General features: G+C 69.9%; 20 protein-coding genes, 1 pseudogene and 1 riboswitch. Of the genes and pseudogenes, 5 read left to right on the top strand and 16 right to left on the bottom strand.

Translation table 11 applies throughout. The features are described from left to right. Positions 1-38: 38 nt before the first annotated feature. The 6 genes from ACFYNP_RS07205 to ACFYNP_RS07180 form a co-directional block, all read right to left on the bottom strand. Positions 39-686, bottom strand: a complete 648-nt coding sequence (locus ACFYNP_RS07205) for a LuxR C-terminal-related transcriptional regulator (RefSeq protein WP_388408271.1) — start codon at positions 684-686, stop codon at positions 39-41. Beyond that, a complete protein-coding gene (locus ACFYNP_RS07200; protein ID WP_388783412.1) occupies positions 671-1,936 on the bottom strand; it encodes a sensor histidine kinase in 1,266 nt (421 codons plus the stop codon). Before ACFYNP_RS07200 ends, ACFYNP_RS07205 begins: the two co-directional genes overlap by 16 nt. A 203-nt stretch (positions 1,937-2,139) precedes the next feature. Continuing rightward, positions 2,140-2,724, bottom strand: a complete 585-nt coding sequence (locus ACFYNP_RS07195) for a winged helix-turn-helix domain-containing protein (RefSeq protein WP_388408275.1) — start codon at positions 2,722-2,724, stop codon at positions 2,140-2,142. Positions 2,725-3,124: 400 nt separating this feature from the next. Continuing rightward, positions 3,125-4,156, bottom strand: coding sequence for a glutamine synthetase (glnII, locus tag ACFYNP_RS07190; RefSeq protein ID WP_388408277.1), 1,032 nt, complete (start codon positions 4,154-4,156; stop codon positions 3,125-3,127). A gap of 121 nt (positions 4,157-4,277) precedes the next feature. Then, positions 4,278-5,372, bottom strand: coding sequence for a hypothetical protein (locus tag ACFYNP_RS07185; protein WP_388783410.1), 1,095 nt, complete (start codon positions 5,370-5,372; stop codon positions 4,278-4,280). Beyond that, positions 5,369-6,790 (bottom strand): hypothetical protein, encoded by a 1,422-nt coding sequence (locus ACFYNP_RS07180; protein WP_388783408.1) that lies wholly within the window; start codon positions 6,788-6,790, stop codon positions 5,369-5,371. Before ACFYNP_RS07180 ends, ACFYNP_RS07185 begins: the two co-directional genes overlap by 4 nt. Positions 6,791-6,968: 178 nt before the next feature. On the opposite strand from ACFYNP_RS07180, the gene ACFYNP_RS07175 reads away from it, so the two are divergent. After that, positions 6,969-7,886, top strand: coding sequence for a Gfo/Idh/MocA family protein (locus ACFYNP_RS07175; protein ID WP_388783405.1), 918 nt, complete (start codon positions 6,969-6,971; stop codon positions 7,884-7,886). A 71-nt stretch (positions 7,887-7,957) separates the two neighbouring features. Here the strand turns inward: ACFYNP_RS07175 and ACFYNP_RS07170 are convergent, their stop codons facing one another. Beyond that, positions 7,958-8,320, bottom strand: a complete 363-nt coding sequence (locus tag ACFYNP_RS07170) for an arsenate reductase family protein (protein ID WP_388783402.1) — start codon at positions 8,318-8,320, stop codon at positions 7,958-7,960. A gap of 117 nt (positions 8,321-8,437) precedes the next feature. On the opposite strand from ACFYNP_RS07170, the gene ACFYNP_RS07165 reads away from it, so the two are divergent. The 3 genes from ACFYNP_RS07165 to ACFYNP_RS07155 all read left to right on the top strand — a co-directional run bounded on the left by ACFYNP_RS07165 (position 8,438) and on the right by ACFYNP_RS07155 (position 11,123). Then, positions 8,438-8,719, top strand: coding sequence for a hypothetical protein (locus ACFYNP_RS07165; protein WP_388783400.1), 282 nt, complete (start codon positions 8,438-8,440; stop codon positions 8,717-8,719). A gap of 202 nt (positions 8,720-8,921) precedes the next feature. Beyond that, positions 8,922-9,127, top strand: a riboswitch (cobalamin riboswitch). Positions 9,128-9,155: 28 nt separating this feature from the next. Further along, positions 9,156-10,265, top strand: coding sequence for a HoxN/HupN/NixA family nickel/cobalt transporter (locus ACFYNP_RS07160; RefSeq protein ID WP_388783398.1), 1,110 nt, complete (start codon positions 9,156-9,158; stop codon positions 10,263-10,265). A 276-nt stretch (positions 10,266-10,541) separates the two neighbouring features. Further along, positions 10,542-11,123: a DUF4240 domain-containing protein gene (locus ACFYNP_RS07155; RefSeq protein ID WP_388783395.1), complete on the top strand. Its 582-nt coding sequence runs from the start codon at positions 10,542-10,544 to the stop codon at positions 11,121-11,123. A gap of 161 nt (positions 11,124-11,284) precedes the next feature. Here ACFYNP_RS07155 and ACFYNP_RS07150 read toward each other — a convergent pair. The 6 genes and pseudogenes from ACFYNP_RS07150 to glnA all read right to left on the bottom strand — a co-directional run. Continuing rightward, positions 11,285-11,479: pseudogene (locus ACFYNP_RS07150) on the bottom strand (hypothetical protein); the annotation flags it as partial. 317 nt (positions 11,480-11,796) lie between these two features. Further along, positions 11,797-13,581 (bottom strand): ABC transporter ATP-binding protein, encoded by a 1,785-nt coding sequence (locus ACFYNP_RS07145; protein ID WP_388783391.1) that lies wholly within the window; start codon positions 13,579-13,581, stop codon positions 11,797-11,799. Between the two features lie 360 nt (positions 13,582-13,941). Continuing rightward, positions 13,942-15,495: a hypothetical protein gene (locus tag ACFYNP_RS07140; protein ID WP_388783389.1), complete on the bottom strand. Its 1,554-nt coding sequence runs from the start codon at positions 15,493-15,495 to the stop codon at positions 13,942-13,944. A gap of 628 nt (positions 15,496-16,123) precedes the next feature. After that, on the bottom strand, positions 16,124-17,245 hold the full coding sequence (locus ACFYNP_RS07135; protein ID WP_388784260.1) for a caspase domain-containing protein: 1,122 nt from the start codon (positions 17,243-17,245) through the stop codon (positions 16,124-16,126). Positions 17,246-17,277: 32 nt separating this feature from the next. Then, positions 17,278-17,643 (bottom strand): hypothetical protein, encoded by a 366-nt coding sequence (locus ACFYNP_RS07130; protein ID WP_388783386.1) that lies wholly within the window; start codon positions 17,641-17,643, stop codon positions 17,278-17,280. A gap of 723 nt (positions 17,644-18,366) precedes the next feature. After that, positions 18,367-19,776: a type I glutamate--ammonia ligase gene (gene glnA / locus ACFYNP_RS07125; RefSeq protein WP_388408296.1), complete on the bottom strand. Its 1,410-nt coding sequence runs from the start codon at positions 19,774-19,776 to the stop codon at positions 18,367-18,369. A 209-nt stretch (positions 19,777-19,985) separates the two neighbouring features. Between glnA and ACFYNP_RS07120 the strand changes: the two genes are divergently transcribed. Then, on the top strand, positions 19,986-20,453 hold the full coding sequence (locus ACFYNP_RS07120; protein ID WP_388408299.1) for an RDD family protein: 468 nt from the start codon (positions 19,986-19,988) through the stop codon (positions 20,451-20,453). A gap of 182 nt (positions 20,454-20,635) precedes the next feature. Here ACFYNP_RS07120 and ACFYNP_RS07115 read toward each other — a convergent pair whose 3' ends face one another. The 3 genes from ACFYNP_RS07115 to lipA all read right to left on the bottom strand — a co-directional run bounded on the left by ACFYNP_RS07115 (position 20,636) and on the right by lipA (position 22,810). Then, the gene (locus tag ACFYNP_RS07115) at positions 20,636-21,343 is read right to left on the bottom strand and encodes a DUF4191 domain-containing protein (protein ID WP_100576873.1); all 708 of its coding nucleotides are present in this window, start codon (positions 21,341-21,343) and stop codon (positions 20,636-20,638) included. A gap of 19 nt (positions 21,344-21,362) precedes the next feature. Then, a complete protein-coding gene (locus ACFYNP_RS07110; RefSeq protein ID WP_388408302.1) occupies positions 21,363-21,575 on the bottom strand; it encodes a hypothetical protein in 213 nt (70 codons plus the stop codon). Between the two features lie 278 nt (positions 21,576-21,853). Next, positions 21,854-22,810, bottom strand: coding sequence for a lipoyl synthase (lipA, locus tag ACFYNP_RS07105; RefSeq protein WP_345255543.1), 957 nt, complete (start codon positions 22,808-22,810; stop codon positions 21,854-21,856). Positions 22,811-22,984: the final 174 nt, after the last annotated feature.

Here is a 22,984-nt window from a genome sequence, read left to right as displayed (position 1 = left end):
CCGGGCCCGCGGCGGCCGGGGCCCGCGTCCGCCCGGGCTCAGCCCCGGTCGAGGTAGGCGAGGACCGCGAGGACCCGGCGGTTGTCGTCGTCGGAGACCGGCAGGCCGAGCTTCGCGAAGATGTTGGAGGTGTGCTTGGCGATGGCCCGCTCGGTCACGACCAGGCGCTCGGCTATCGCGGCGTTGGAGCGGCCCTGCGCCATCAGCTCCATCACCTCCAGCTCGCGCGGGGTGAGCCCGCCGAGCGGCTCGTCCCGCGCCTTGCGGGAGAGGAGCTGCTGGATGACCTGGGGGTCCATCGCGGTGCCGCCGCCCGCGACCCGGCGTACCGCGTCGATGAACTGGGCCGCGTCGAACACCCGGTCCTTGAGGAGGTAGCCGACCCCGCCGTCGCCGTCCGCCAGGAGCTCACGCGCGTACAGCTGCTCCACGTGCTGGGACAGGACCAGGACCGGCAGGCCGGGCCGGGCGCGGCGGGCGGCGAGCGCGCACTGGAGGCCTTCGTCGGTGTGCGACGGCGGAAGCCGGACGTCGACGATCGCGACGTCCGGCTCCAGCTCGGCGAGGGCCCGGGTCAGCTCGGGACCGGTCTCGACGGCCGCGAGGATCTCGAAGTCGAACGCCTCCAGCATCCTGACCAGGCCGTCGCGGAGCAGGAACAGGTCTTCGGCTAGGACAACGCGCAAGGGATCTCCAGGGTGACCAGGGTGGGGCCGCCCACCGGGCTGCTGACGGCCAGGACGCCGTCGAATGTACCCAGGCGCCGTTCGACCCCGCTCAGGCCACCGCCCGCCCCGGCCTTCGCGCCGCCCCTGCCGTTGTCGCCGACGGAGACCCGCAGCGCGCCCGCCTGGTACGACAGGTCGACCCAGACGCTGTCCGCCGCCGCGTGCTTGACCGCGTTGGTGAGCAGCTCACTGACCGCGAAGTACGCCGCCGACTCGACCGGCGCCTCGGCGCGCGCCCGGTCCGGCAGGTCCACCGACACCTCGGTCGCCACCGGCAGGCGCAGCGCCAACGCCCGCACCGCGTCGGCGAGTCCGCGCTCGGCGAGGACCGGCGGGTGGATGCCGCGCACCAGGTCGCGCAGCTCGGTCAGGGCCTCGGCGGAGGAGGCGCGGGCCGCCGCGAGCAGCCGCTTGGCCTGTGCCGGGTCCTTCTCGACGAGGGCCTCGATGGTGCCCAGGTTCATGCCCATGGCGACCAGGCGGGCCTGCGCCCCGTCGTGCAAGTCCCGCTCGATGCGCCGCAGTTCGGCCGCCGAGGTGTCCACGGCGTCGTGCCGGGTCTCGGTGAGGCGGTCGACGCGCTGCGCCAGTTCGGCCTCGCGGGAGGGGGCGAGCAGTGCCCGGGCGAGCTGGAAGTGGCCGCGCAGCAGGGCCGGGTTGACGAACAGACCGAGCACGAACAGGGCGGTGCCGAGCGCGGCCGCCGCGTAGCCGCTCTGCTGGCTGGTGACGTGGATGAACAGGAACCAGTCGCCGCCCGCGTCCGCGATCGGCCGCCACACGCCGAGCGCGATGACCCAGCCGTACGCCACGTACGCGAGCAGGACGGGAGGCAGGATCGCGATGAGGAACCCGGCCGTCATGTCCACGAGCATCCAGCGCAGGTCGTGCCAGGTCGCGGGGTCGCGCAGGAGCGTGAGGAACCGCTCGCCCCAGCCGGCCACCCCCGGGCGCCGGGGCACCGGCCGGTACGCCGACGGGATCCGCACCCCGCTCCAGCGCAGGGCCAGCGCCCGCCGGAAGTCGGCGTGGGCGCGCACCCGCTCGATGAGCGGCGGGGCGGCGAAGACGCCGACGCCGACGGGTATGAGGGCGATCGCGACGACGGTCAGCGTGAACAGCAGGATCGAGCCGGTCATCGACACCAGCGCCAGGGCGAATCCCCGCACCCCCGCCAGGAGCGCTTCGCGCGCCTTGGTCGCCTTCATCTTTCCCCGTTTCCTCGCCGCCGGTGGACCGGTCTCCAGTGTCGCCGGGCACCGCACGCGCGGTCACTGGGCCCCGCCCCCGGCCCGGGGGTGTTGCTGGCAACACCTCCCTGACCTCGCATGTCGGCCGGGCCGTCGAGGGCCGTGCACACATGCGGAAGGGCGGGGCGCCCCCCGGCGCCCCGCCCTCCTCAACTCGCCCGTCAGGGAGCGTACTTGTAGCCCACCCGGCGCACGGTCTGGATCGCGGCGCGGTGCTGGGTGCCGAGCTTGCGGCGCAGCCGGGCCACATGGACGTCCACGGTGCGGCCGTCGCCGACGTGGCCGTAGCCCCACACCGTGGTGACCAGCTGATCGCGGGTGTGCACCCGGTGCGGGTGCGCCACCAGATGGGCGAGCAGCTCGAACTCCAGGTAGGTGAGGTCGAGTTGGACCCCGTCGACCTCGGCGGTGCGGCGCACGGTGTCGATCCGTACGAGGGCGTCGCCGGTGGTCGCGCCGGGCTCGACCGGCACCGGCGTCAGGGGCTCGGGTGCCGCGGCGAGCAGCGGGGGCTGCTGGTCGGCGGGGACGAGGACCAGGTAGCCGACCATCGCCGGGCGGCCCGGCAGCGCGGGCAGCGTGTGCTGCGGGGCGGGCAGCCAAGTGGCGCCCGGCGGGAGGAAGTCGGCGACTTGGCCGGCGGCCGGCCGGGCCACCTCGTCACGGTCCACGGCTCGCAGTCGGTGCCGGCCCAGGGGGAGGGGGGTGTGGGCCTCGGAGGACGGGAGGGTACGGGTGTTCGCCATGAGGGGTCAGCTCTTTTCGCGCGAGGAAGTCGTCAGCGGGAGACGTACGTCGTTGCGCGCGGGCCGAAGGCCTGGAGTGGATCGAGGCGTTAGAGGGCCGGCGCGTTCATCGCGCGGCAACACACCCGGTCGAAGTCGTGGTCCTGACGGGACGGCCAGAACGGTTCGAGGTCGGTGCGACCTGTCGAGGCGCTCTGGATGCTGGTCATGTCCCCATTCAACCAGACGATCCGCCCGGTGCAGCAGCCCCCTCCCACAGACTGATACGGATCCTTGGCACAGCGTGACCGTGACCGGCCGCCGCGCGGGCCGGCCCGAACGCGCGGGGGCGCCCACCGCACCAGCGGTGGGCGCCCCCGCGGAACTGGGGTGTCCGGCCTGCGGAACCCGGGGGTCCGGCTCAGACCTGCCCGGCCTTCTCCAGGCCGGCGCAGCAGGTGTCCACGATGAGGCGGGTCACCACGTACGGGTCGACGTTGGCGTTCGGGCGGCGGTCCTCGATGTAGCCCTTCTGGTCCACCTCGACCTGCCACGGGATGCGGACCGAGGCGCCGCGGTCCGAGACGCCGTACTTGTACTGGTCCCACGGGGCCGTCTCGTGCAGACCGGTGAGCCGGTCGTCGATGCCGGCGCCGTAGTTCTTGACGTGGTCCATGGGCTTGGAGCCCTCGCCGAGCGCCTCGCACGCGGTGATGATCGCCTCGTAGCCCTCGCGCATGGCCCGGGTGGAGAAGTTGGTGTGCGCGCCCGCGCCGTTCCAGTCGCCCTTGACCGGCTTGGGGTCGAGGGTGGCCGACACGTTGAAGTCCTCGGCGGTGCGGTAGAGCAGCCAGCGCGCGATCCACAGCTGGTCGGAGACCTCCAGGGGGCCGACCGGGCCGACCTGGAACTCCCACTGGCCGGGCATGACCTCGGCGTTGATGCCGGAGATGCTCAGGCCCGCGGCGAGGCAGTGGTCCAGGTGCTTCTCGACGATCTCGCGGCCGAAGATCTCGTCCGCGCCGACGCCGCAGTAGTAGCCGCCCTGCGCGGCCGGGAAACCGCCCACGGGGAAGCCGAGCGGACGGTCGCCGTCGAAGAAGGTGTACTCCTGCTCGATGCCGAAGACCGGCTCCTGCGCCGCGAACCGCTCGGCGAGCGGGCGCAGCTGGGCACGGGTGTTGGAGGCGTGCGGCGTCCCGTCGATGTCGAAGACCTCGCACAGGACCAGGACGTTGTCGCCGCCGCGGATCGGGTCCGGGCAGGAGAACACCGGCTTCAGGACGCGGTCCGACGCGTGGCCCTCGGCCTGGTTGGTGCTGGACCCGTCGAAGCCCCAGACGGGCAGCTCGGCGACGGCCCCGGGCGTACCGGCCATGATCTTGGTCTTCGAGCGGAGCTTGGCGGTCGGCTCGGTGCCGTCGATCCAGATGTACTCGGCCTTGTACGTCACGGAAGCCATCCTCTGTGGGAGCTGCGGGGTGCCTGCGCGCTGCCACGCTGCGGCGCTGCTGTATGCCCCGCAGCCTCACACCCCGAAATTTCCCGCCCGTTGCCCGTTTGTGAACCCGGTGTTACCTGGAGTTCCTCAGGAGCCCCGAGAAGCCCGCGTGGTGGATCCGCCTCGTCAGTTCCTCCGGCGTGGTGCCGAGGGCTTCGGCGCATCGTCCCAAGTGCCAGTCGTGGGCGGCCAGGTTCCGCAGCAGATGGCCGCGCCGCACCTGGTTCTCGGAGAGCCGGAACGTCTTCAGATACGCCACCCTGCCCTTGTGGTCGGTGATGGTCTCCCCGATGTGCTGGCCCGCGCCGCCCCGCTGGAACGGCGGCAGGAAGCGCCACAGCACGAAGCCGCCCATCCGGTGCACCCGGCTGAAGGTGTACGGGGTCGCGTGGAGCTCCGCGGCCAGCACCGCGTCGTGCGCCTCGCGCCAGGCCCGCTCCTGGCCCCGCGCCGCCGCCCGCAGATCGCCGAGGGTGCGGATGTGCCGGTCGTCGAGACGGGCGGTGAACTCCGGGACGGGGCGCCCGTACAGCGCGTACTGGTGGATCAGCTCGCCGAACAGGTCCTGGAGCAGGGTGGTGTGCAGGGCCCGGTAGTCGTCCGGGTGCGGTACCGCGAAGGCGGCGCCGAGCGCGTCCGCCGCGTACACGAGCACACCGCACTGGCCCGGGAGGATCTCGAACACCCGCAGCGCGTCGGCGAGTTGGGGGACGGCGGCGCCGAGGTAGGCGCTCTCGGCCCGGGGTGAGAGGCCGTCGCGCAGCGCCGTGCGGGACCACTCCTCCCACGCCACGGACGGGCCGCCGAAGTGCAGCGCCAGATAGCCCTCCAGGGCCAGGTGCAGCGGCAGGAACCGCAGCCGGTCGCCGGGCCGGCGCTTGGCCATCCGGTGCAGCGGCATCCGGTTCGGCACCCCGTCGCCCAGCGCCGTGCCGTACGCCGCGCCGGGACCCTCGCCCGACCAGTCGGCCACGAAGCCGTGCGGGATGTACGAGGTGTAACGGGCGCGGCCGGCCAGGCGCACCTCGGCGCCCTCCGGGCAGCCGTACGCCTCGCGCGTCAGGCGCAGCCCCGCCACCGGTTCCGTTCGCAGCAGCGGTACGAGGCGGATGCCGCCCCACACCTGGGCGGGGCCGGCCGCCAGGCCGGTCAGGTCGAGCGAGGTCATCGGCTGCTTCCCGTGAAGTCGGCGACGCGGCGGTCGAGATACGTGTACAGCTCGGCGAGACTCGTGCGGCCTTCGGCGAACTGGGCGATCTCCACCAGGGCGGGCAGGTCCTCCGCGTCGCGGATGCCGGCCGTGGGCACCGAGGGGGCGAGGCGGCGCACGTCGAAGCCCTCCGCGTCGTATACGGGGTTCAGATGGACGACGCGGGTGCGACGCTCCGGATCGAGCCGGCCGCGCCACACGCGCAGCACCTCGCCCGCGAGCCCCGGTGGTGCGTTGTCCCAGCCGTCGGAGACGATCACGAGCCGCTCGGGGCGGTCGTCCAGCGCGTCCAGGACGCGCATGCCGAGCGGGGTCGCGCCGACCGGCCGGGCGAGCAGCGGGTCGCCGCCGCCCGAGGTCCACCGGCCGCGGTAGGCGCCGCCGCAGGCCAGCGCCTCCAGGAGGAAGTGGCAGGCCAGCGCCACCGCGAGCGGGCGGCGCCGTTTCTGGCCGGAGCCGGACGAGGAGTAGCTGTCGTCGAGCACCGCCGAGACCCGGCCCCACGTCCCCGCGTGCGGCCCGGCGGCGCGCAGGGCGGCGGAGCGCAGCGCTCCGGTCAGCTCGCCCCGGCGTCGCGCCCGCTCGTCCAGGTCCAGCGACAGGACGTACAGGGCGAGCCGGGTCAGCGGCATCGTGGCCAGGTCGGCCGGCGCGGCCCCGGCCCGCGACTGGGTGCGCAGCCGCTCCAGACGGGTGGTGCGCGCAGTGATCCTCTCCAGGAACACCGCGCGCGGTATCCCGTGCCGGGCCGCGAATCCCTCGGCGACGGTGAACGGCAGCTCGAAGACCGCGGCCTGCTCGTAGTGGGCCCGGCGGTGGGCGTCGAGCAGCGGGTGCGCGTACCGGGCGCGACGTCCGGGCCGGAACAGGAAGTCCCCCAACTCGGCCTCGGCGGGCGGGAGATGGGCGTGCCGGGTGGCCGACTTGAGGCCGGCGCGGTACTTCACCGCGTCGAACGCCGGGTCCGGGCGGGCGGCCAGCCAGTCGCGGAAGATCGCACGGGTGCGCCGGTTGTTGACCTTCGCCGCCCGCAGTGCGCGCAGCAGCCGGTACACGCGCTGCGGCGCCATCACCGCGAGCCGGGCCGCGATCAGCCGTCCCTCGGCGCGCTTCTCCTCGGCCCCCGCCTCACCCGCGCTCACCAGCAGGTGCCGGATGACGAGCGCGGCGTTGTGGTCGTTGATGTCCAGGGCGAGCACGGCGGCGTAGACCCGGCGGTAGTTGACCCGTACGTACTCGTGGAGGAAGGCGAGCGAGAGGCGCTGCTCGCCCGCGACCGAGCGGAACTCGCGCTGTCCGGTAGCGGTGACGGCGGCGTTGACGAAGAGCAGCACGTCCTCCGCCGCCATGAGGTCGGCGTAGCTCTCCTGAGCCATGGAGGTCCCCCGTGCGTGAAGTGGAGGCCGACCGGGGAGTGGGGGCGCGAACAGCGAAATTTTTGCGGTAGAGGCAAGTCCCGGAAGTCGCGCCGGAGTCCCGCGGCCGGCCCCGGAAACGTAACATTCCACCCCCCTCGCCCCGCCACCGGAATTCGGCGCCGGGCAGACTGGTCCCATGAACGACACCGCCCGCACTCCCCGCATCGGACTCCTCGGCACCGGCCCCTGGGCCGTCGCCACCCACGCGCCCGCGCTGGCCGCGCATCCCGGCGTCGACTTCGTCGGGGTGTGGGGGAGGCGGCCCGAGGCGGCGCGGGAGCCGGCGCGGGAGCACGGCGTCGCGGTGTACGAGGACGCCGACGCGCTGTTCGCTGACTGCGACGCCGTAGCCTTCGCGCTGCCGCCGGACGTACAGGCGCCGCTCGCCGTGCGGGCCGCGGCGGCGGGCTGCCATCTGCTCCTGGACAAGCCGGTCGCCACGGACGTGGCCGCCGCCCGCGAACTGGCCGAGGCGGCCGAGCGTGCCCGGGTCGCCTCCGTCGTGTTCTTCACGCTGCGCTTCGCACCGGAGACGGCGGCCTGGGTGGCCCAACAGGCAGCCGCGCAAGGGTGGTTCACCGGCCACGCACGCTGGTACGGCTCGCTGTTCACGCCGGGCGCCGAGCGCAGCCCGTACGCGGCCTCACCCTGGCGGGGCGAGAAGGGCGCGCTCTGGGACGTCGGCCCGCACGCGCTTGCCGTGCTCGCCGGGGTGCTCGGCGAGGTGACCGGCCTGACCGCGGCGGCGGGTCCCGGCGACACCGCGCACCTGGTCCTGCGGCACGCCTCGGGCGCCTCCAGCACGGCCGACCTGAGTTTCACCGCGCCGCCGGCCGCCGCGGGCGTCGAGGTGTCGCTGCTCGGCGAGGCCGGCGCCGCGGTGATGCCGGGCTGGGGCGGCGCGCTCGACGCGTTCGGCGCCGCGATCGACGCCCTGCTCGACGCGGCCCGCACCGGGGTGCCGCATCCCTGCGACGCCCGGTTCGGGGCGCGGATCACCGAGCTCCTCGCGAACGCCGAGGCCCAGTTGGGGCGGGCCCCGGGCCGGTCCTGACGAACGGCCGGCCGCCTGCCGGGGGGCTGCCCGGCGCAGCACCGCCCGGCGAGGGGCTGCCCGCCGAAGGGCTACTTGCGCGAGAGGGCGTCGCGTACGGCCTCGTCGGTGCGGCCCACCACGGCCGTGCCGTCGTCCGCCGTGATGAGGGGGCGCTGGATCAGTTCGGGGTGCTCGGCGAGCGCGGTCACCCAGCGCTCGCGGGCGGCCGCGTCGCGCGGCCAGTCCTTCAGGCCGAGCTCCTTGGCGACGGCCTCCTGCGTGCGCGTGATGTCCCACGGCTCCAGGCCGAGCCGGTCGATCACCGCCCGGATCTCGTCGGGCGACGGCACGTCTTCGAGGTAGCGGCGCACCGTGTAGTCGGCGCCCTCCGCGTCCAGCAGGTCCACCGCGCTACGGCACTTCGAACAGGCCGGGTTGATCCAGATCTCCATGCCGCCAGGCTACCCGCGATGCACCGTCAAAGCCCGGCTGGTCAGGGGCGATTGTCAGTGGTGCCCAGTAAAATCGAAGGAGTAAGTAAGGGTTCCCGACCGCCCAGGAGGATGCCCATGACCGCTGCCGCACTCACCTCGCACGCCCCGAAACAGCTGTCCCTCCAGCCCCTGCACAAGGTCCCGCTGCCCGCCGGGCGTCCGCGCGTCTGGTACGAGTCCCACAACCGCCGCCTGAAGGCCATGCGCCTGGCGATCGCCCTGCTCGACACGGGGGTCTACCGGCCCGAGCAGGCACCCGACCGCGCGATACGCACCGTGGCCGCGCTCATCGGCGTCCACCAGCCGTCGGAGACGACCTGCCGGATGGTGCGCGCGCTGATCCAGGACGGGCGCTGAGCCGGTACGCGCGCTGATCCAGGACTGGCGCTGGTCCACGGCGGGTGCTGACGCAGGAAGGGTGTGCGGACGCATCCGCGCGTGACTGCGTGACTGCGTGACTGCGTGACTGAGGGGTTGAGGGGCTGAGGGGCCGGGTCACGCCTCCGGGAAGCCGGGGCGCGGCCCGGTTCCGGGACACGGATGACGGCCCGAGCCGGCCGATGATCTAGGGTGGCCCGGCCGTGGTGTTCGGGAAGACCGGTGCGAAACCGGAGCGGCCCTCGCCACTGTGATCGGGTTTCCCCGGGTTCCGGGGAGCCGCCGTCCCCTCGTGACGCCACTGGCCAGGACCCACCTGACCGGGAAGGCCGGGACCAAGGCATCAGCCCGTCAGCCAGGAGACCGGCCGCGGCATCTCACGAAGTGATCCACGAGGTGCTGGAGCGTGACCCGCATGACCCTGCCTGTTCGCACGTCCCCCGAGAGGGGCACCAGCGCGGTGCCCTCCTTCCACTGGCGGCGCGAGGACACCGTCCGAACCGCCGTCCTCCTCACGGTGATAGCCGCCCTGCACATCCTCGCCTTCGGCGTCCTGTTCCTGCTCGTGGCCCCCGCGCACTACGCCGTCGGCACCAAGACGTACGGCATCGGGCTCGGCATCACCGCGTACACCCTCGGCATGCGGCACGCCTTCGACGCCGACCACATCGCGGCCATCGACAACACCACCCGCAAGCTGATGGCCGACGGCAAGCGGCCGGTGTCCGTGGGCTTCTGGTTCGCGCTCGGCCACTCCAGCGTGGTCGTGATCATGGCGGCCCTGGTGGCGGGCGGCGCCCAGCTCGCGGGCACCCTGATGAACGAGGACTCCCGCGCCCACCAGGTGCTCGGGGTGGTCGGAACCACCGCCTCCGGCTCCTTCCTCTACCTCATCGCCGCCCTCAACCTGGTGGCCCTGTTCGGCATCCTGAAGGTGTTCCGGGCGATGCGGGCGGGCGCGTACGACGAGAAGGAACTCGAAGCGCACCTGGACTCGCGGGGCTTCATGAACCGGGTTCTGGGCCGCTTCACCAAGTCCATATCCCGGCCCGGCCAGATGTACCCGCTGGGCTTCCTCTTCGGCCTCGGCTTCGACACCGCGACCGAGGTCACCCTGATGGTGATGGCCGGCACCGGCGCCGCCGCCGGACTGCCCTGGTACGCCATCCTGTGCCTGCCGCTGCTGTTCGCGGCGGGGATGAGCCTGTTCGACACGCTGGACGGCACGTTCATGAACTTCGCCTACCAGTGGGCGTTCTCGAACCCGGTCCGCAAGGTCTACTACAACCTCACCATCACGGGCCTGTCCATCGCGGTGGCCTTCTTCATCGGCACCATCGAACTCGTCGGCGTCCTGCACGAGAAGCTCGACCTCACCGACCCGGTCAGCGGCTGGATCGCCGAGCTGAACATGGACAACGTCGGCTTCGTGATCGTCGGCCTGTTCGTGGTGGTGTGGGCGGCGGCGCTCGCGTACTGGCGGCTCGGGAAGGTCGAGCAGAGGTGGGCGGGAAGCGAGGGATGAGGGCGCGGGGTCTCTGAGGCTGGGCCGCGTGGTGCGGGGGAGCGAGTAGGGACATGCCCCCGGGGCCTACGCACCCTCGCGCGGTCCCGGCACCCCGGGGCCGTCGGGGTCTAGGGTCCTCATGATCACTAGCATTGGGTCCTGCTGAGACATCAGAATCCAAGCGTGATTAGCACTCTTCGCGTGGGCTGATCGTGAGCAATCCCGGCTCTGTCTGCGGTTGCATCGCTCACTGTCGGTAGGTGGGTGTCAGTCCTTCCTGTCATAGTGCCGCTCGTGGACGACGAGACCTTCTGGAACCTGATCGAGGACTGTCGGCGGGAGACGCCGGATCCGGACGAGCGTTTGGCCTGGCTGCGTGGTCGGCTTTCGCAGATGCCGGAGTCGGAGATCGCGCAGTTCCAGATATGCCTGGACCGAGTGCTGACTCCGACCTTCACCTGGGACATGTGGGCTGCTGCCGACATGATCCTGGGGTGGTGCTCCGATGACAGCTTCTTCTACTTTCGGCTCTGGCTTGTCGGGCTGGGGCGGGAGGAGTTCGAGAAGGTCGCCCTCGCCCCGGACTTGTTGGCGGGCACTCCGCAGGTCCGAGCCCTCGTGGGCCGGTCTCCGAGTGCATGGGGAGATCATGAGTGGCCGGAATGGGAGGAACTGGATTATGTCGCTGGGGCGGCATTCGAGGCCGTGACTGGTAAGCCCCACGAGGATTTTCATGACGCTCTTGATGCCCAGGACGTAGAGGATCCGGAGCCGCGACATCCTGTTGGTGACCGGTGGGACGTGAACCGCGCTGATGAAGCAGCACGTCGGTTCCCGAACCTCAGCGCACTGTTTCCCGCCGTCGGGCGCGCGTAGGTCGTCATGCTCGTTGGCCATGTGAGCCGCTGTCGAGCAGGGCCAGCAACGCCTCGGCCTCTGCGAGGAACAGTTGGCCCCGGTCCGTGCAGGCGAGCGGGCGAGTCCTGCAGCCGGTCCGCTGGTTTGACGTTGACCACCCGCACCGTCCCCGAGCCCATGGCCAGCAGGAAGTCCGGGACATGGTGTCGAACCCGGTCACCGACACGAGCCGCCAATCGGCACGGCTGAGCGAAGATTCCCCGCACCGCTGGATCAAAGTCCGCGAGCAGCAGCCGGGCCAGCTCCAGCCGGCTCTCGTAGACCACGTGCCCACCCGTCGTCGCCGACGAGTACTTCCCCGAGTAGTGGAGCATTCCGTGTACCGACCGGACCTCACGCCACGGCTTCGACTCCGTGAAGTCCGCCAACCGCAGCTGCTTGACCGGTACTTCACGCACAGCCGCGTCCTCGTACCGGATCGACACCGTAGGAATCTTGCGCCTACGCCGGGCACCGCCCGAGCTCCGTACCGTTATGATGAAAACGGTACGGAGCAAGGAGCACCACACCCGGGGAAGATCGAAACAGGCCGCGCGGAGATCGCTACTGAACGCAGTCATTGTCAACGAGATCGCGGATTTGCTAATCCACTGCTAACGAACTGCCTTCATTGCTAATGATCACGGGGATCCTAGACGGGGCGCGGCACGCCGGACCGGTCGTTCTGTAGCAGCCACAACTCCCTGAACAGGCCGTCCACCGCGACGAGTTCGGCGAAGGTGCCCTCCTGGATGATCCGGCCCCGGTCGAGCACGACGATGCGGTCGGCGACCGCCACGTTCGCGAGCCGGTGGGTCACCAGGACCACCGCGCGGTCGCGGGCGACCGTCCGCAGGCCGGTGAAGATGCGGTGCTCGGCACGGGCGTCGAGCGCGCTCGTCGGCTCGTCCATCACGAGCAGCCCGGCCGGGCGGTGGAAGGCCCGGGCGATCGCGATCCGCTGCCACTGGCCGCCGGACAGCTCCACCCCGCCGAACCACTCCCGCGCGAGCAGCGTGTCGAGCCCACTGCGCAGCCCGGCGACGACCTCCGCGGCGCCGGAGTGGGCGGCGGCACGGTGCACGGACTCGTCGCCGCCGTGCGGCTGCCCCAGCGTGATGTTGTCGCGCGCGGACATCGGCCAGTGCGCGAAGTCCTGCGGCACGACGGCGGTCTGGCGCCACAGGGCCGATGGATCGCACCGCTCCACTTCCACCCCGTCCCAGGTCACCGCCCCTTCGCTGGGCAGGTACAGACCGGTGAGCAGTTTGCTGAGGGTGGTCTTGCCGGACCCGTTCTCGCCGACGAGCGCGAGGACCTCGCCCCTGCGCACCTCCAGGGTCACCTTCTCCAGGGCGGCCCGCTCGGTGCCGGGATAGCGGTACGTCAGCGACTCGGCCCGTACGACGTCCGGCGCGGGCGGCACCAGGGTGCCCCGGGCCATCCGGTGCCCGCCGGCCTCGTCGATGAACTCGGCCCAGTCGTCGAGATAGAGCCCGGTACGGAAGAGCCGCGTCCCGTACCCGACGACCCCGTGCAGCGACGAGGAGACCGTACGCAGCGCGAACACCGCGGTGCCGGCCGAGGCCACCGACATCCGGCCCGAGCCGAGCAGCCAGGCGAGGGCGCCCCACACCGTCCCGGCTGCGAGACCGCCCGCCAGGGCGCCGAGCACCGAGTAACGGGCGCCCTGGTGCACGGCCTTGTCGGTCGCCGCGTCCACCCGCTGCCCGATCGCCCGGTAGCGGTCGAGCAGGAACCGGTCCATCGTGCAGGACCGCAGCTGGTCGGCGGTGTCCTTGTCGATCACGAACCAGCGCAGCAGGTTCAGGGTGCGCCGCTCCGCGCTCATCGCCCGCGACGCCTCGTAGTGCACCCGCGCCGCCCGGACCCCGGCGATGCCCTGCGGCAGCGCGGCGAGCAACAGCAGCGGGAGCAGCGCCGGATGCAGCACGGTCACCACCCCGGCCGCCGCGACGAGCGAGGCCACGCACGCCATCAGGTCCTGGGAGTCGGTCAGGAGCTGCTGGGCGACCTCGGCGCCCCGGTCGGCCGCCTCCCGCTTGTCGTTGAACCCCGGCTGGTCGTACGCCGAGAGCTCGGCCTGTACGGCGGCCGCCAGCATCTGCATCTCGGCCTCGCGGGAGATCCGCGGCGAGAGCCGGCCGGAGATGTTCACCACCACGATCCCGAGCAGCGCGCGCAGCCCGGCCGCCCCGGCGAGCACCGCGATGGAGGGCAGTGCGTCGCGCAGCCGGTGCGCGATGTCCCCGCTCGCGATCAGCGCGGTGATCGTACGGGTCGTGGCGAGCAGCCCGAACGCCTCGAAGAACCCGGAGAGCGCCTGACAGCACAGCAGCACGACCACCGCCCGCCGGTCCACCCGCCAGGCCAGCGCGAGCGCCTTGCGCACCAGCTGCGGCAGTCGCCGAGCCATGGTCCGCGTACTCACCGGCCGCCGCCGGCTCGCCTCCAACGAGCTTGACCGGTACCGCAGTTGCTCATCAACCCGCTCTTCCCCCACCACCTCGGCCATGCCGCCCCCTGAACTAGGAATCCGCCCACTTTCCCGCAAGATCCCCACCCCGGGCCTCGTTCCGCCCGACCCTCCACCCGTTGGGAGGGAGCACAACGGGGGAGCGAGCCGCGACGCGGCGAGCCCCGCCGCCCGGTGAGGGGTGGCGGGGCTCGGGGGTGCGGGGGCCGCTGGGCTTAGAGGTCGAAGTAGAGCTCGAAGGAGCCCCTGACCTACTGTGGTTGGCCGTAGCGGCTGGGCTCCGTGCACAACATGTGGGGTTCAGCGCCCGGAGCGGGATAGGCGCCGGGTGAGGCCAGCAATGACGGTGGTAGCCAGGAGCCAACCGGCTATCGCACTTGCCCAGCCGACCCACGCAGTGTTGCCGGAGGGCGTGAACGCCTTCTCCTGGCCGAGGTCCAGGATGGGCAGAATGACGTCGAGGGCGAACGCGACTGGCTGGAAGGCCGGACCGTTAGCGCGGACGGGCTGTGGCGGTACCGCTGTGAAGACGATGGCGACAAGTGTCGTGAGGGCGATGAGCCATCCGAGAGCACGCCCTGGGCGGTAGCCGTAGCCGACGGTGAGGTCTTCGAAGTACCCCCAGAGTCGGGCAGGCAGCTGTGCGGAGCCGCGTCGTCTTCGATGGCGGGCCAATTGCACGGTGTGTGCATCGTCGTCATGGCCGAGCTGTCGGTAGTAGGTGGCCAGGCGCTCGTACGCGTGAGGGCTGTATTCGCTGCTGCGATTGAGCCATGCCAGTCGCTGGGGAGCCGGCAGCAAGGGGCGGAGTTCTTGATACGTCAGTCCGTCCAGCTCGATCTGCGGTGGCCAGGAGTCAGGGGAATCGTCGATACGCTCGATGGTTGCACCGCGAAGGTCGCATGTGGAGGGCTGGGTGTTGGTCGACCTCATGTCCAGAACGCCCACGGTCGCGTGCTGCAGATCGACGGAAGATGTATCGGCGGATGCGGAGGTAGGCAGGTGCAGCGTGCCCTTGATCTCAGCGCGTTGCAGGGTGACGTCGCCCGTGACGGATGTTCCGCTGCTCAAATTGAGATTGGCCTCAATGTGCGCTCCTGGGGCGTGCAGCGCGTGATTTTTATGAGCTGTGAGACTGCACCCTGAAAATTCAATTGATTCGCCGATGCTGGCAGCGAAGAGGTTGACGCCCCCTCGTACCCTCACGGCGTTGCCGTAGATTCCTCCGCCGACCCTGAGCGAAGGGGCACTGACAGCCCAGCCGGTGTAGCTATGTACCACAGCCTGGTTGAGCCAAAACTGGCCGCCGATTGACGCCCCGAATAGAGAGATTCCGCCCCCGTCAACGGACAGCTCCGTGCAGTGAAGGTCCTGTACGACGCGGAGGCCGTCGCAGCGGAGAGCTGCGTAACTTTCCCTGCTCAGGCGACCTTTAACAAGCTCAAGCGTGAAAGCTTGAGCGCCCCACAGGTTGATCCCGCCCGAGGCGCGGATGGCCCGTGCGTACAGCCCGCCGCCAACGTGCAGCTGGGGTGCGCGCAAGGCGTATCCGGGATCCTCGCTGACCAACTCGGCGTGATTGAGCCACACGTCACCACTGATATTAGACCTGAAAAGGGATACAGCTCCGCCGACTATGCGGGCAAGCTTCAGGTCGCCCTCCACTCTTATCCTGTCCGCATTCAAGGCTGGAAGGGAAGAGCCAGTAAGGTCAACAGAGCGCAGCGAGGAGTCGCTCAGGTCGACCGAGCTGTCGAAATGACAGTCGACGAAGGCCATGGGAATTTCGACTGTCGCGTGCGACAGCTGAAGGTTTCCCGTGATGGTGGCGCCGATCAGATGCAGTCGCGGCACGGCGCCGGGCTCCGGAAGTGGGGGCTGCAGCAGGAGTTGGGCAATGACTCCCGCAGCTACTGTTTGGCCCTGTCTGGTTGTGCTCTCGGACGAAGGGGAGGAGAGGTCCAAAGCCCGGCCCGCGCGTATCGCGTGCCATAACTGCTGAGCGGTTGGCGGCCATTGAGCTGGAGGCGAAGACATAGCTCATTCCATCACCGTTGCTCGATACGACGCCGGATAATGGAAGATCCTTCGCCTCCCCGGCTGCCACCACCTCTGCTGACTGTCGGGTCGGGGAACCGCACGATCATGGCGTCGCTACGGTGGCAAGGGGCGATGGAGCGCCACGTACAGACCAGATCTGGCCTCTGTACTCCAACCGCCGGTCGGCAGGGCAACTGCTTTGACACACTCCACAACTGACGTGGCAAGGTACAGAGTCGGGGGTATAGGCGCGATGGCAAAGGCGCGGAAGGGGTACTACCGAGCGGCGCACTACGTGAGGCCGACGACGGTATCCAGCAAGGTTAAGAAGCCGGCGCTCTGGGTCGTAGTGGTTGGCGTACTTCTGCTGATCGCTGCCTGGAACAGCCTCTTTGGCAGCGACGGGGGCAAGGCGACTCCGGAACCTCAGCGGACAGCCCAGTCAGTCACGGAATCGCCGTCCCGCTAGTTTCCGGAAGGTCTGTCTCCAGGAGGACGAAACCCGGGTGCTTTGGCTCTGTTTCCTGGGCCTCTCGTGCTCAGGCGCGTCTCTGGGCGAAGGCGCAGAGCGCAGCCGCTCCCAGCACAACTGCCAGTCATTGAGCTGCTCGTCCGGCACTCCACAGGCGATCAGGTAGACGCCTGTCGTCCGCCATGTCCTGGGCAGTTCCTTGCGGTTGAGGAGGCTGCCGACTGTTCCTGGAGCGATTTGTCTGCCTGAGCGGTGACTGATGGCTGTGTGCGTGAGGGCGCTAGTGACCCGCACTTGCCTCAACGCATCGAAGAACCCCTCGACAGTGCGGATGGAGGTAGGTGCCGGCCACGCACGGTCATCGACGTGTCTGTCGCTAGGTCTGCTAGACATCGGGGATCGGCTGAAGGCCGGATTCCAGCCCAACGCTAGCCGACCATTGCTGTTGCGCTCTCGTCCTTGGGGGACCGGTCGGCCCTTTGCCGAGAGTGACCTCCGCAGTTCGCGAAGGATGCTGTCGAGATCCAGCCGCTCGGGCCCTCCCGGGATACCGGTGGTGAGGACGGCGAGCAGTTCACCGGTGAAAGCAGTGTGGGGCTCCCCGGCTGGGGCGAGTGCCTGGCGGGTCTCTGAGGCCGCGGCGAGTAGGTACGTCCCTTCGACATCAGCTTGGGCAGCCAACTCAGAGGGCCCCATGGTTCCCAGAGCCAGGCCGCCGTAACAGCAGTCGAGAATGACGACTGTCCGCTCCGCCCGCCCTTCCAGCAGAGCGCCACGGAGCCAGCCGTATGGAATCCCTGTTTCGACTCGCTGCTGTTGGGATTGAGGCAATCCCAGGTAGAGCTCGCCGTCTGGCGTGACCAGGCCATGCCCCGCGTAGTACACGAGCAACGTGTCCCTGGCTGCGGCGCTGGCTTCGCGCAGGGAGTTCATCGCTGCTGTCGCACTGGGCGGGTTGGAGAGTACAACGCAGTGGTCCTTGCCGAGGCTCCACGACATGGGCCCGGTGAGCATCTCTGCCAGGGAGCCGAGGTTGTTGGAAACGGCTGGAAGATCTTCGAGATAGTCGTAGGTACTCGTTCCGATCAGCACCGCTCTCGAAGCGCCGGGATCCGGGAACGTGCTCAACTTGCCGTGCCCCCCTCGTCGCTCCGCCGGCTCTCTTGGAGTAGCCGTGTGATGCGCTCGATCTCCTGGTCGCTGCAGTCAGTCAAGGCTTCAACGAGGTCTTGGTGCCGGACTGTCACCCGCGAGGTACGCGGCCGTGTCTGCTTCCAAGCAGCAAGCGCCAGGGCGAAGTTCGCTGCACTCCACCCATTCTCCGTGACCAACTGCAAGATGTCAGAGACTGCCCCCATTTCGCCCTCGCGCGGCGCTTGCTCGCACATCTCCACGCTGGCAGTACGTCGGATGTCAGGGTCGCGACGGAGCCAAGTCAGCAGGGAGCGGAGTTCGTCATCCGCCGGCTCGACACGAATTTCAACGCGCATGTGATCCCCCACGGCTGCACCTCGGACTTGGCGGTCCCAACCATGTTCGGGCATGGCCGAGCGTGGAGTTGTTGTCTTCGGTCAACCGCTCTGCGAAGTGACAGAACGAGACGCAGAAGGATCTATGCTGCGGCTCGATATCGTCGGCCGATCGCCGTGCGGGCCTTCTCGGCCGTGCCGGTCGCAGGCGCCGAAGTCCTGGTAATTACGCTGGGCGCGATGAGTGAGGTCTTGTTGGCGTCGCCTGCCATCGTCGGCCAGCGGAACGGAACGCCGTCATCCCAAAAGCTGACGAGACAGATCTCGTAGAAGCCAACATTCGGTCTAGGACGCGATGCCCGCAGCACGGGCCCGGCCCACGCGATGTGTGAGGGGACGGGGCACACGTTGGATTGCGCGGTACGGGCCTGAGCAGCGCCATGCTCCTGACCTGGGCTGCAGGACCCGTCGTGCTGGCACGGCGCTACCCGGCATGATCTTGCAGGTCGTCCTCGTAACGCGTAGGTCTCGGGTGAAGGCATGTCGTAGACGAGTGAGGCCGCCACCCCGGTGGGGAGTGGCGGCCTCACTGTTACTGGCGCTACGTCAGAGGATCAGCCGGCCGGCGCACACATGGTGCACGGGGGCGGAGGGCAAGCGGGAACAGCGGTCACTGCTGAGCAGTGGGTTCGCAGGCCGACGCATGCTTTCAGGATGTCCGCCCAGGTCGCCCGGACCTGATCTTTAGATGTCGAAGTACAGCTCGAACTCGTGCGGGTGCGGCCGCAGCTGGATCGGGGCGATTTCGGCCGTGCGCTTGTAGTCGATCCAGGTCTCGATCAGGTCGGAGGTGAAGACACCGCCGGCCTGGAGGTACTCGTTGTCCGCCTCCAGGGCGTCCAGGACGGCCGGGAGGGAGGTCGGGACCTGCTGGACGTTGGCGTGCTCCTCGGGAGCCAGCTCGTAGAGGTCCTTGTCGATCGGCTCGGCCGGCTCGATCTTGTTCTTGATGCCGTCGAGGCCCGCGAGCAGCAGCGCGGAGAACGCCAGGTACGGGTTGGACGACGGGTCCGGGGCGCGGAACTCGACGCGCTTGGCCTTCGGGTTGGAGCCCGTGATCGGGATGCGCATCGCGGCGGAGCGGTTGCGCTGCGAGTACACCATGTTGACCGGCGCCTCGAAGCCCGGGACCAGGCGGTGGTAGGAGTTCACCGTCGGGTTGGTGAAGGCGAGCAGCGACGGGGCGTGCTTGAGGATGCCGCCGATGTAGTAGCGGGCCATGTCCGAGAGGCCCGCGTAGCCCTGCTCGTCGTAGAACAGCGGGTCGCCGCCGGACCACAGGGACTGGTGGACGTGCATGCCCGAGCCGTTGTCGCCGAAGATCGGCTTCGGCATGAAGGTCGCGGTCTTGCCGTTGCGCCAGGCGACGTTCTTCACGATGTACTTGAAGAGCATCAGGTCGTCGGCCGCGGCGAGCAGCGTGTTGAACTTGTAGTTGATCTCGGCCTGGCCGGCCGTGCCGACCTCGTGGTGCTGGCGCTCGACCTGGAGGCCGGAGTTCTCCAGCTCCAGGGAGATCTCGGCACGCAGGTCGGCGAAGTGGTCGACCGGCGGGGCCGGGAAGTAGCCGCCCTTGTAACGGACCTTGTAGCCGCGGTTGTTCTCCTCGGAGCCGGTGTTCCAGGCGCCGGCCTCGGAGTCGATGTGGTAGAAGGACTGGTTCGCGGAGGTCTCGAAACGTACCGAGTCGAAGACGTAGAACTCGGCCTCGGGGCCGAAGTAGGCGGTGTCCGCGAAGCCGGTGGAGGCGAGGTAGGCCTCGGCCTTCTTGGCGATGTTGCGCGGGTCGCGGCTGTACTGCTCGCCCGTGATCGGGTCGTGGATGAAGAAGTTGATGTTCAGCGTCTTGTCGCGGCGGAAGGGGTCCAGGCGGGCCGTCGAGAGGTCCGGGCGCAGCGCCATGTCGGACTCGTGGATGGCCTGGAAGCCGCGGATCGACGAGCCGTCGAAGGCCAGTTCCTCCGTCGCGTCGAACGCCTTCGCGGGAATCGTGAAGTGCTGCATCACGCCCGGCAGGTCGCAGAACCGGACGTCGACGAACTTCACGTCGTTGTCCGCGATGAACTTCTTCGCGTCGTCGCCGTTCTGGAACATCCAACTCCTCCTACTCCCACCCGGGAGGGGCGGGGTTGCAGCTCGGTCGTGCGGCCAGTGCGGTGGCACACGCTGGACCCGACCATAGGCAGGCGGGATTTCTCAAGCGTGACCCGTTTGTTTCACCCAAGTTAACCGGCCTGGTGACAAGCGTGCCAAGACTGACCCGGGCCGAAGTGATCGAAAACGGGCGCAGTACCGTGGGATCCGTGGACAACAGGCAAGCAATCGGATCGTGGCTCTCGGGGCCCCGCGCGGCCGCCGAGGACATGGGCGTCGACTTCGGCTACCGGGGCCAGCGGCTCGGTCTGCCCAAGGACGGGCCCGGCTCGGTGGCCCCGCTCGGGCGGCGGTTCGCCGCCATCTTCATCGACTGGGCCCTGTGCGCCCTGATCGCGTACCAGCTGATCGCCCGCGGCGACCAGCACAGCGCGGGCAACTGGGCACTTCTGGTGTTCTTCGTGCTCGGCGTGCTCACGGTGGGGACCGTCGGGTTCACGCCCGGCAAGCGGCTGCTCGGTCTGCGCGTGGTCGCCGAGGAGGGCGGCCGGCTCGGCATCGTACGGGTCGTCGTCCGCACCCTGCTGCTGTGCCTGGCGATCCCGGCGCTGATCTGGGACCGCGACGGCCGCGGCCTGCACGACCGCCTCGCCCGCGCGGTCCAGGTCAGGATCTAGCCCCGCTGACCTGTCGGCCCGTACATCTGCGGGCCCGTACACGTGTGGGCCTGGGGGCCCGACGACCCGTGCCGGCGGACTTGGCGACCCGTGTCGGGCAACGTCGGAAGGCGGCCCGGACCATGTCGGTCCGGGCCGCCTTCGTATGCGTTCGAGGCCTCGTCGTGCCTACGCGGTGGGGGTCAGCGCATCTTTCCGCCGCGCGGCATCCGCGTGCCCTTGGGCATCGGGCCCTTCGGCAGCGGCATGTTGCTCATCAGGTCGCCCATGGCGCGCAGCCGGTCGTTGGCCGCGGTCACCTGCGGGCCCGAGAGCACGCGCGGGAACTTCAGGAGCGTCGTGCGCACCTTCTTCAGCGGCACCTGGCCCTCGCCGTCACCGACGATCACGTCGTGCACCGGGACGTCCACCACGATGCGGGCCATCTTCTTCTTCTCGGCGGCCAGCAGGGACTTGACCCGGTTCGGGTTGCCCTCGGCCACGAGCACGACGCCGGCCCTGCCCACGGCCCGGTGGACGACGTCCTGGCTGCGGTTCATCGCCACGGCCGGGGTGGTGGTCCAGCCGCGCCCGATGTTCTGGAGCACGGCGGCCGCCGCGCCGGGCTGGCCCTCCATCTGACCGAACGCCGCCCGCTCGGCACGCCGCCCGAAGACGATCGCCATCGCGAGCACGGCCACCAGGAGACCCAGGATGCCGAGATAGACCGGGTGCCCGAGCAGGAACCCGATCGCGAGGAAGACGCCGAGGACGACGATTCCCACGCCAGCGATGACAAGCCCGATTTTGGAGTCGGCCTTGCGGGTCATCTTGTAGGTCAGGGCGATCTGCTTCAGTCGCCCCGCATTCGCATCGTTCGCAGCGCTCTCTGCGGTTGCCTTCCTCGCCATACCAGGAAGTTTACGTGGCCTAGGAGGGGCGGGTGGCCACGGCCTCCAGTACGTGCTGGGCCTCGACCCGGTCCTTGGCCCGGCGACGGTCCTCCAGGACCGCGGTCCAGGCGTTGCGCCGGGCGGTCCGCTGGCCGGAGCTCATGATCAACGACTCCATGGCGCGCAGCGCGCCGGTGACGGACGGAAGCGTGGTGGCCCGCACGGTCTGCGGAGCGGTAGCGGCCTGCATCGTCGAGGTCCCCCCTCGGGACGGGAAGTCAGGAACGGACGGTGGTGTGGGGGCATGCGCGGTGCGTAAAGCCAGAGTCACTGATTGGTGTTACCAGGGCGTGTCCGACCGGTCAAACGCCAATGAAACATTGACGCGGCCCCGGAAAACGTTGACGCGGCCCGTACGCGCGCCCCGACCTGCGGGGGACGGTACGAGCCGCGTCGGCGCGGCCGTGACCGGTCAGTGGTCGCCTGTGGGCGGATTCACGCGCGGGTACGTCCGGATCCGCGCCCCGATCAGGCGGTGGTGGCGGCGCTGCGGGCTTCCATCGCCTGCTGGTAGAGGCGGCCGGCCCGGTAGGAGGAGCGGACCAGCGGGCCCGACATCACACCGGAGAAGCCGATCTCGTCGGCCTCCTCCTTCAGCTCCACGAACTCCTGCGGCTTCACCCAGCGCTCGACGGGGTGGTGGCGCACGGAGGGGCGCAGGTACTGCGTGATCGTGATGAGTTCGCAACCCGCGTCGTGCAGGTGCTGGAGCGCCTCGCTGATCTCCTCGCGGGTCTCGCCCATGCCCAGGATCAGGTTCGACTTGGTGATCAGACCGTAGTCGCGGGCCTTGGTGATCACGTCGAGCGAGCGCTCGTAACGGAATCCGGGGCGGATCCGCTTGAAGATCCGCGGCACGGTCTCGACGTTGTGCGCGAAGACCTCGGGGCGGGAGGAGAAGACCTCTTCCAGCTGCTCGGGGACCGCGTTGAAGTCGGGGGCGAGCAGCTCGACCTTGGTGCGGCCCTCGGCGCGCCCCTCGGTCTGCGCGTGGATCTGGCGCACGGTCTCCGCGTACAGCCAGGCGCCGCCGTCCGCCAGGTCGTCGCGGGCGACGCCGGTGATGGTGGCGTAGTTCAGGTCCATCGTGACGACCGACTCGCCGACGCGGCGGGGCTCGTCACGGTCGAGCGCCTCGGGCTTGCCCGTGTCGATCTGGCAGAAGTCGCAGCGCCGGGTGCACTGGTCGCCGCCGATGAGGAAGGTCGCCTCGCGGTCCTCCCAGCACTCGAAGATGTTGGGACAGCCCGCCTCCTGGCAGACCGTGTGCAGACCCTCGCTCTTCACCAGCTTCTGGAGCTGGTTGTACTCGGGGCCCATCTTCGCCCGGGTCTTGATCCACTCGGGCTTGCGCTCGATGGGGGTCTGGCTGTTCCGGACCTCCAGGCGCAGCATCTTGCGTCCGTCGGGTGCGACTGCGGACACGTCCGGCTCCCTGTGACTTCGATTCTTCGGCGAACCCTAGGGTACGCCCGTTGATTGAACGGCCGGGGTGCGGCCCACTGCCGTGGGGGCAACCCCCGGAGGGGCTGGGGCATTCCCCCGCCGCGGGCCGGCCGGGCCGAGGACCGGCCGCGGGCCGGCCGGGGCTCGGCCGCG

It is taken from the genome of Streptomyces sp. NPDC006691, assembly GCF_042869955.1.
Lineage (GTDB): Bacteria > Actinomycetota > Actinomycetes > Streptomycetales > Streptomycetaceae > Streptomyces.
The sequence above is the reverse complement of the archived record's forward strand: the minus strand, read 5'-3'. Positions and strand labels throughout refer to the sequence as shown.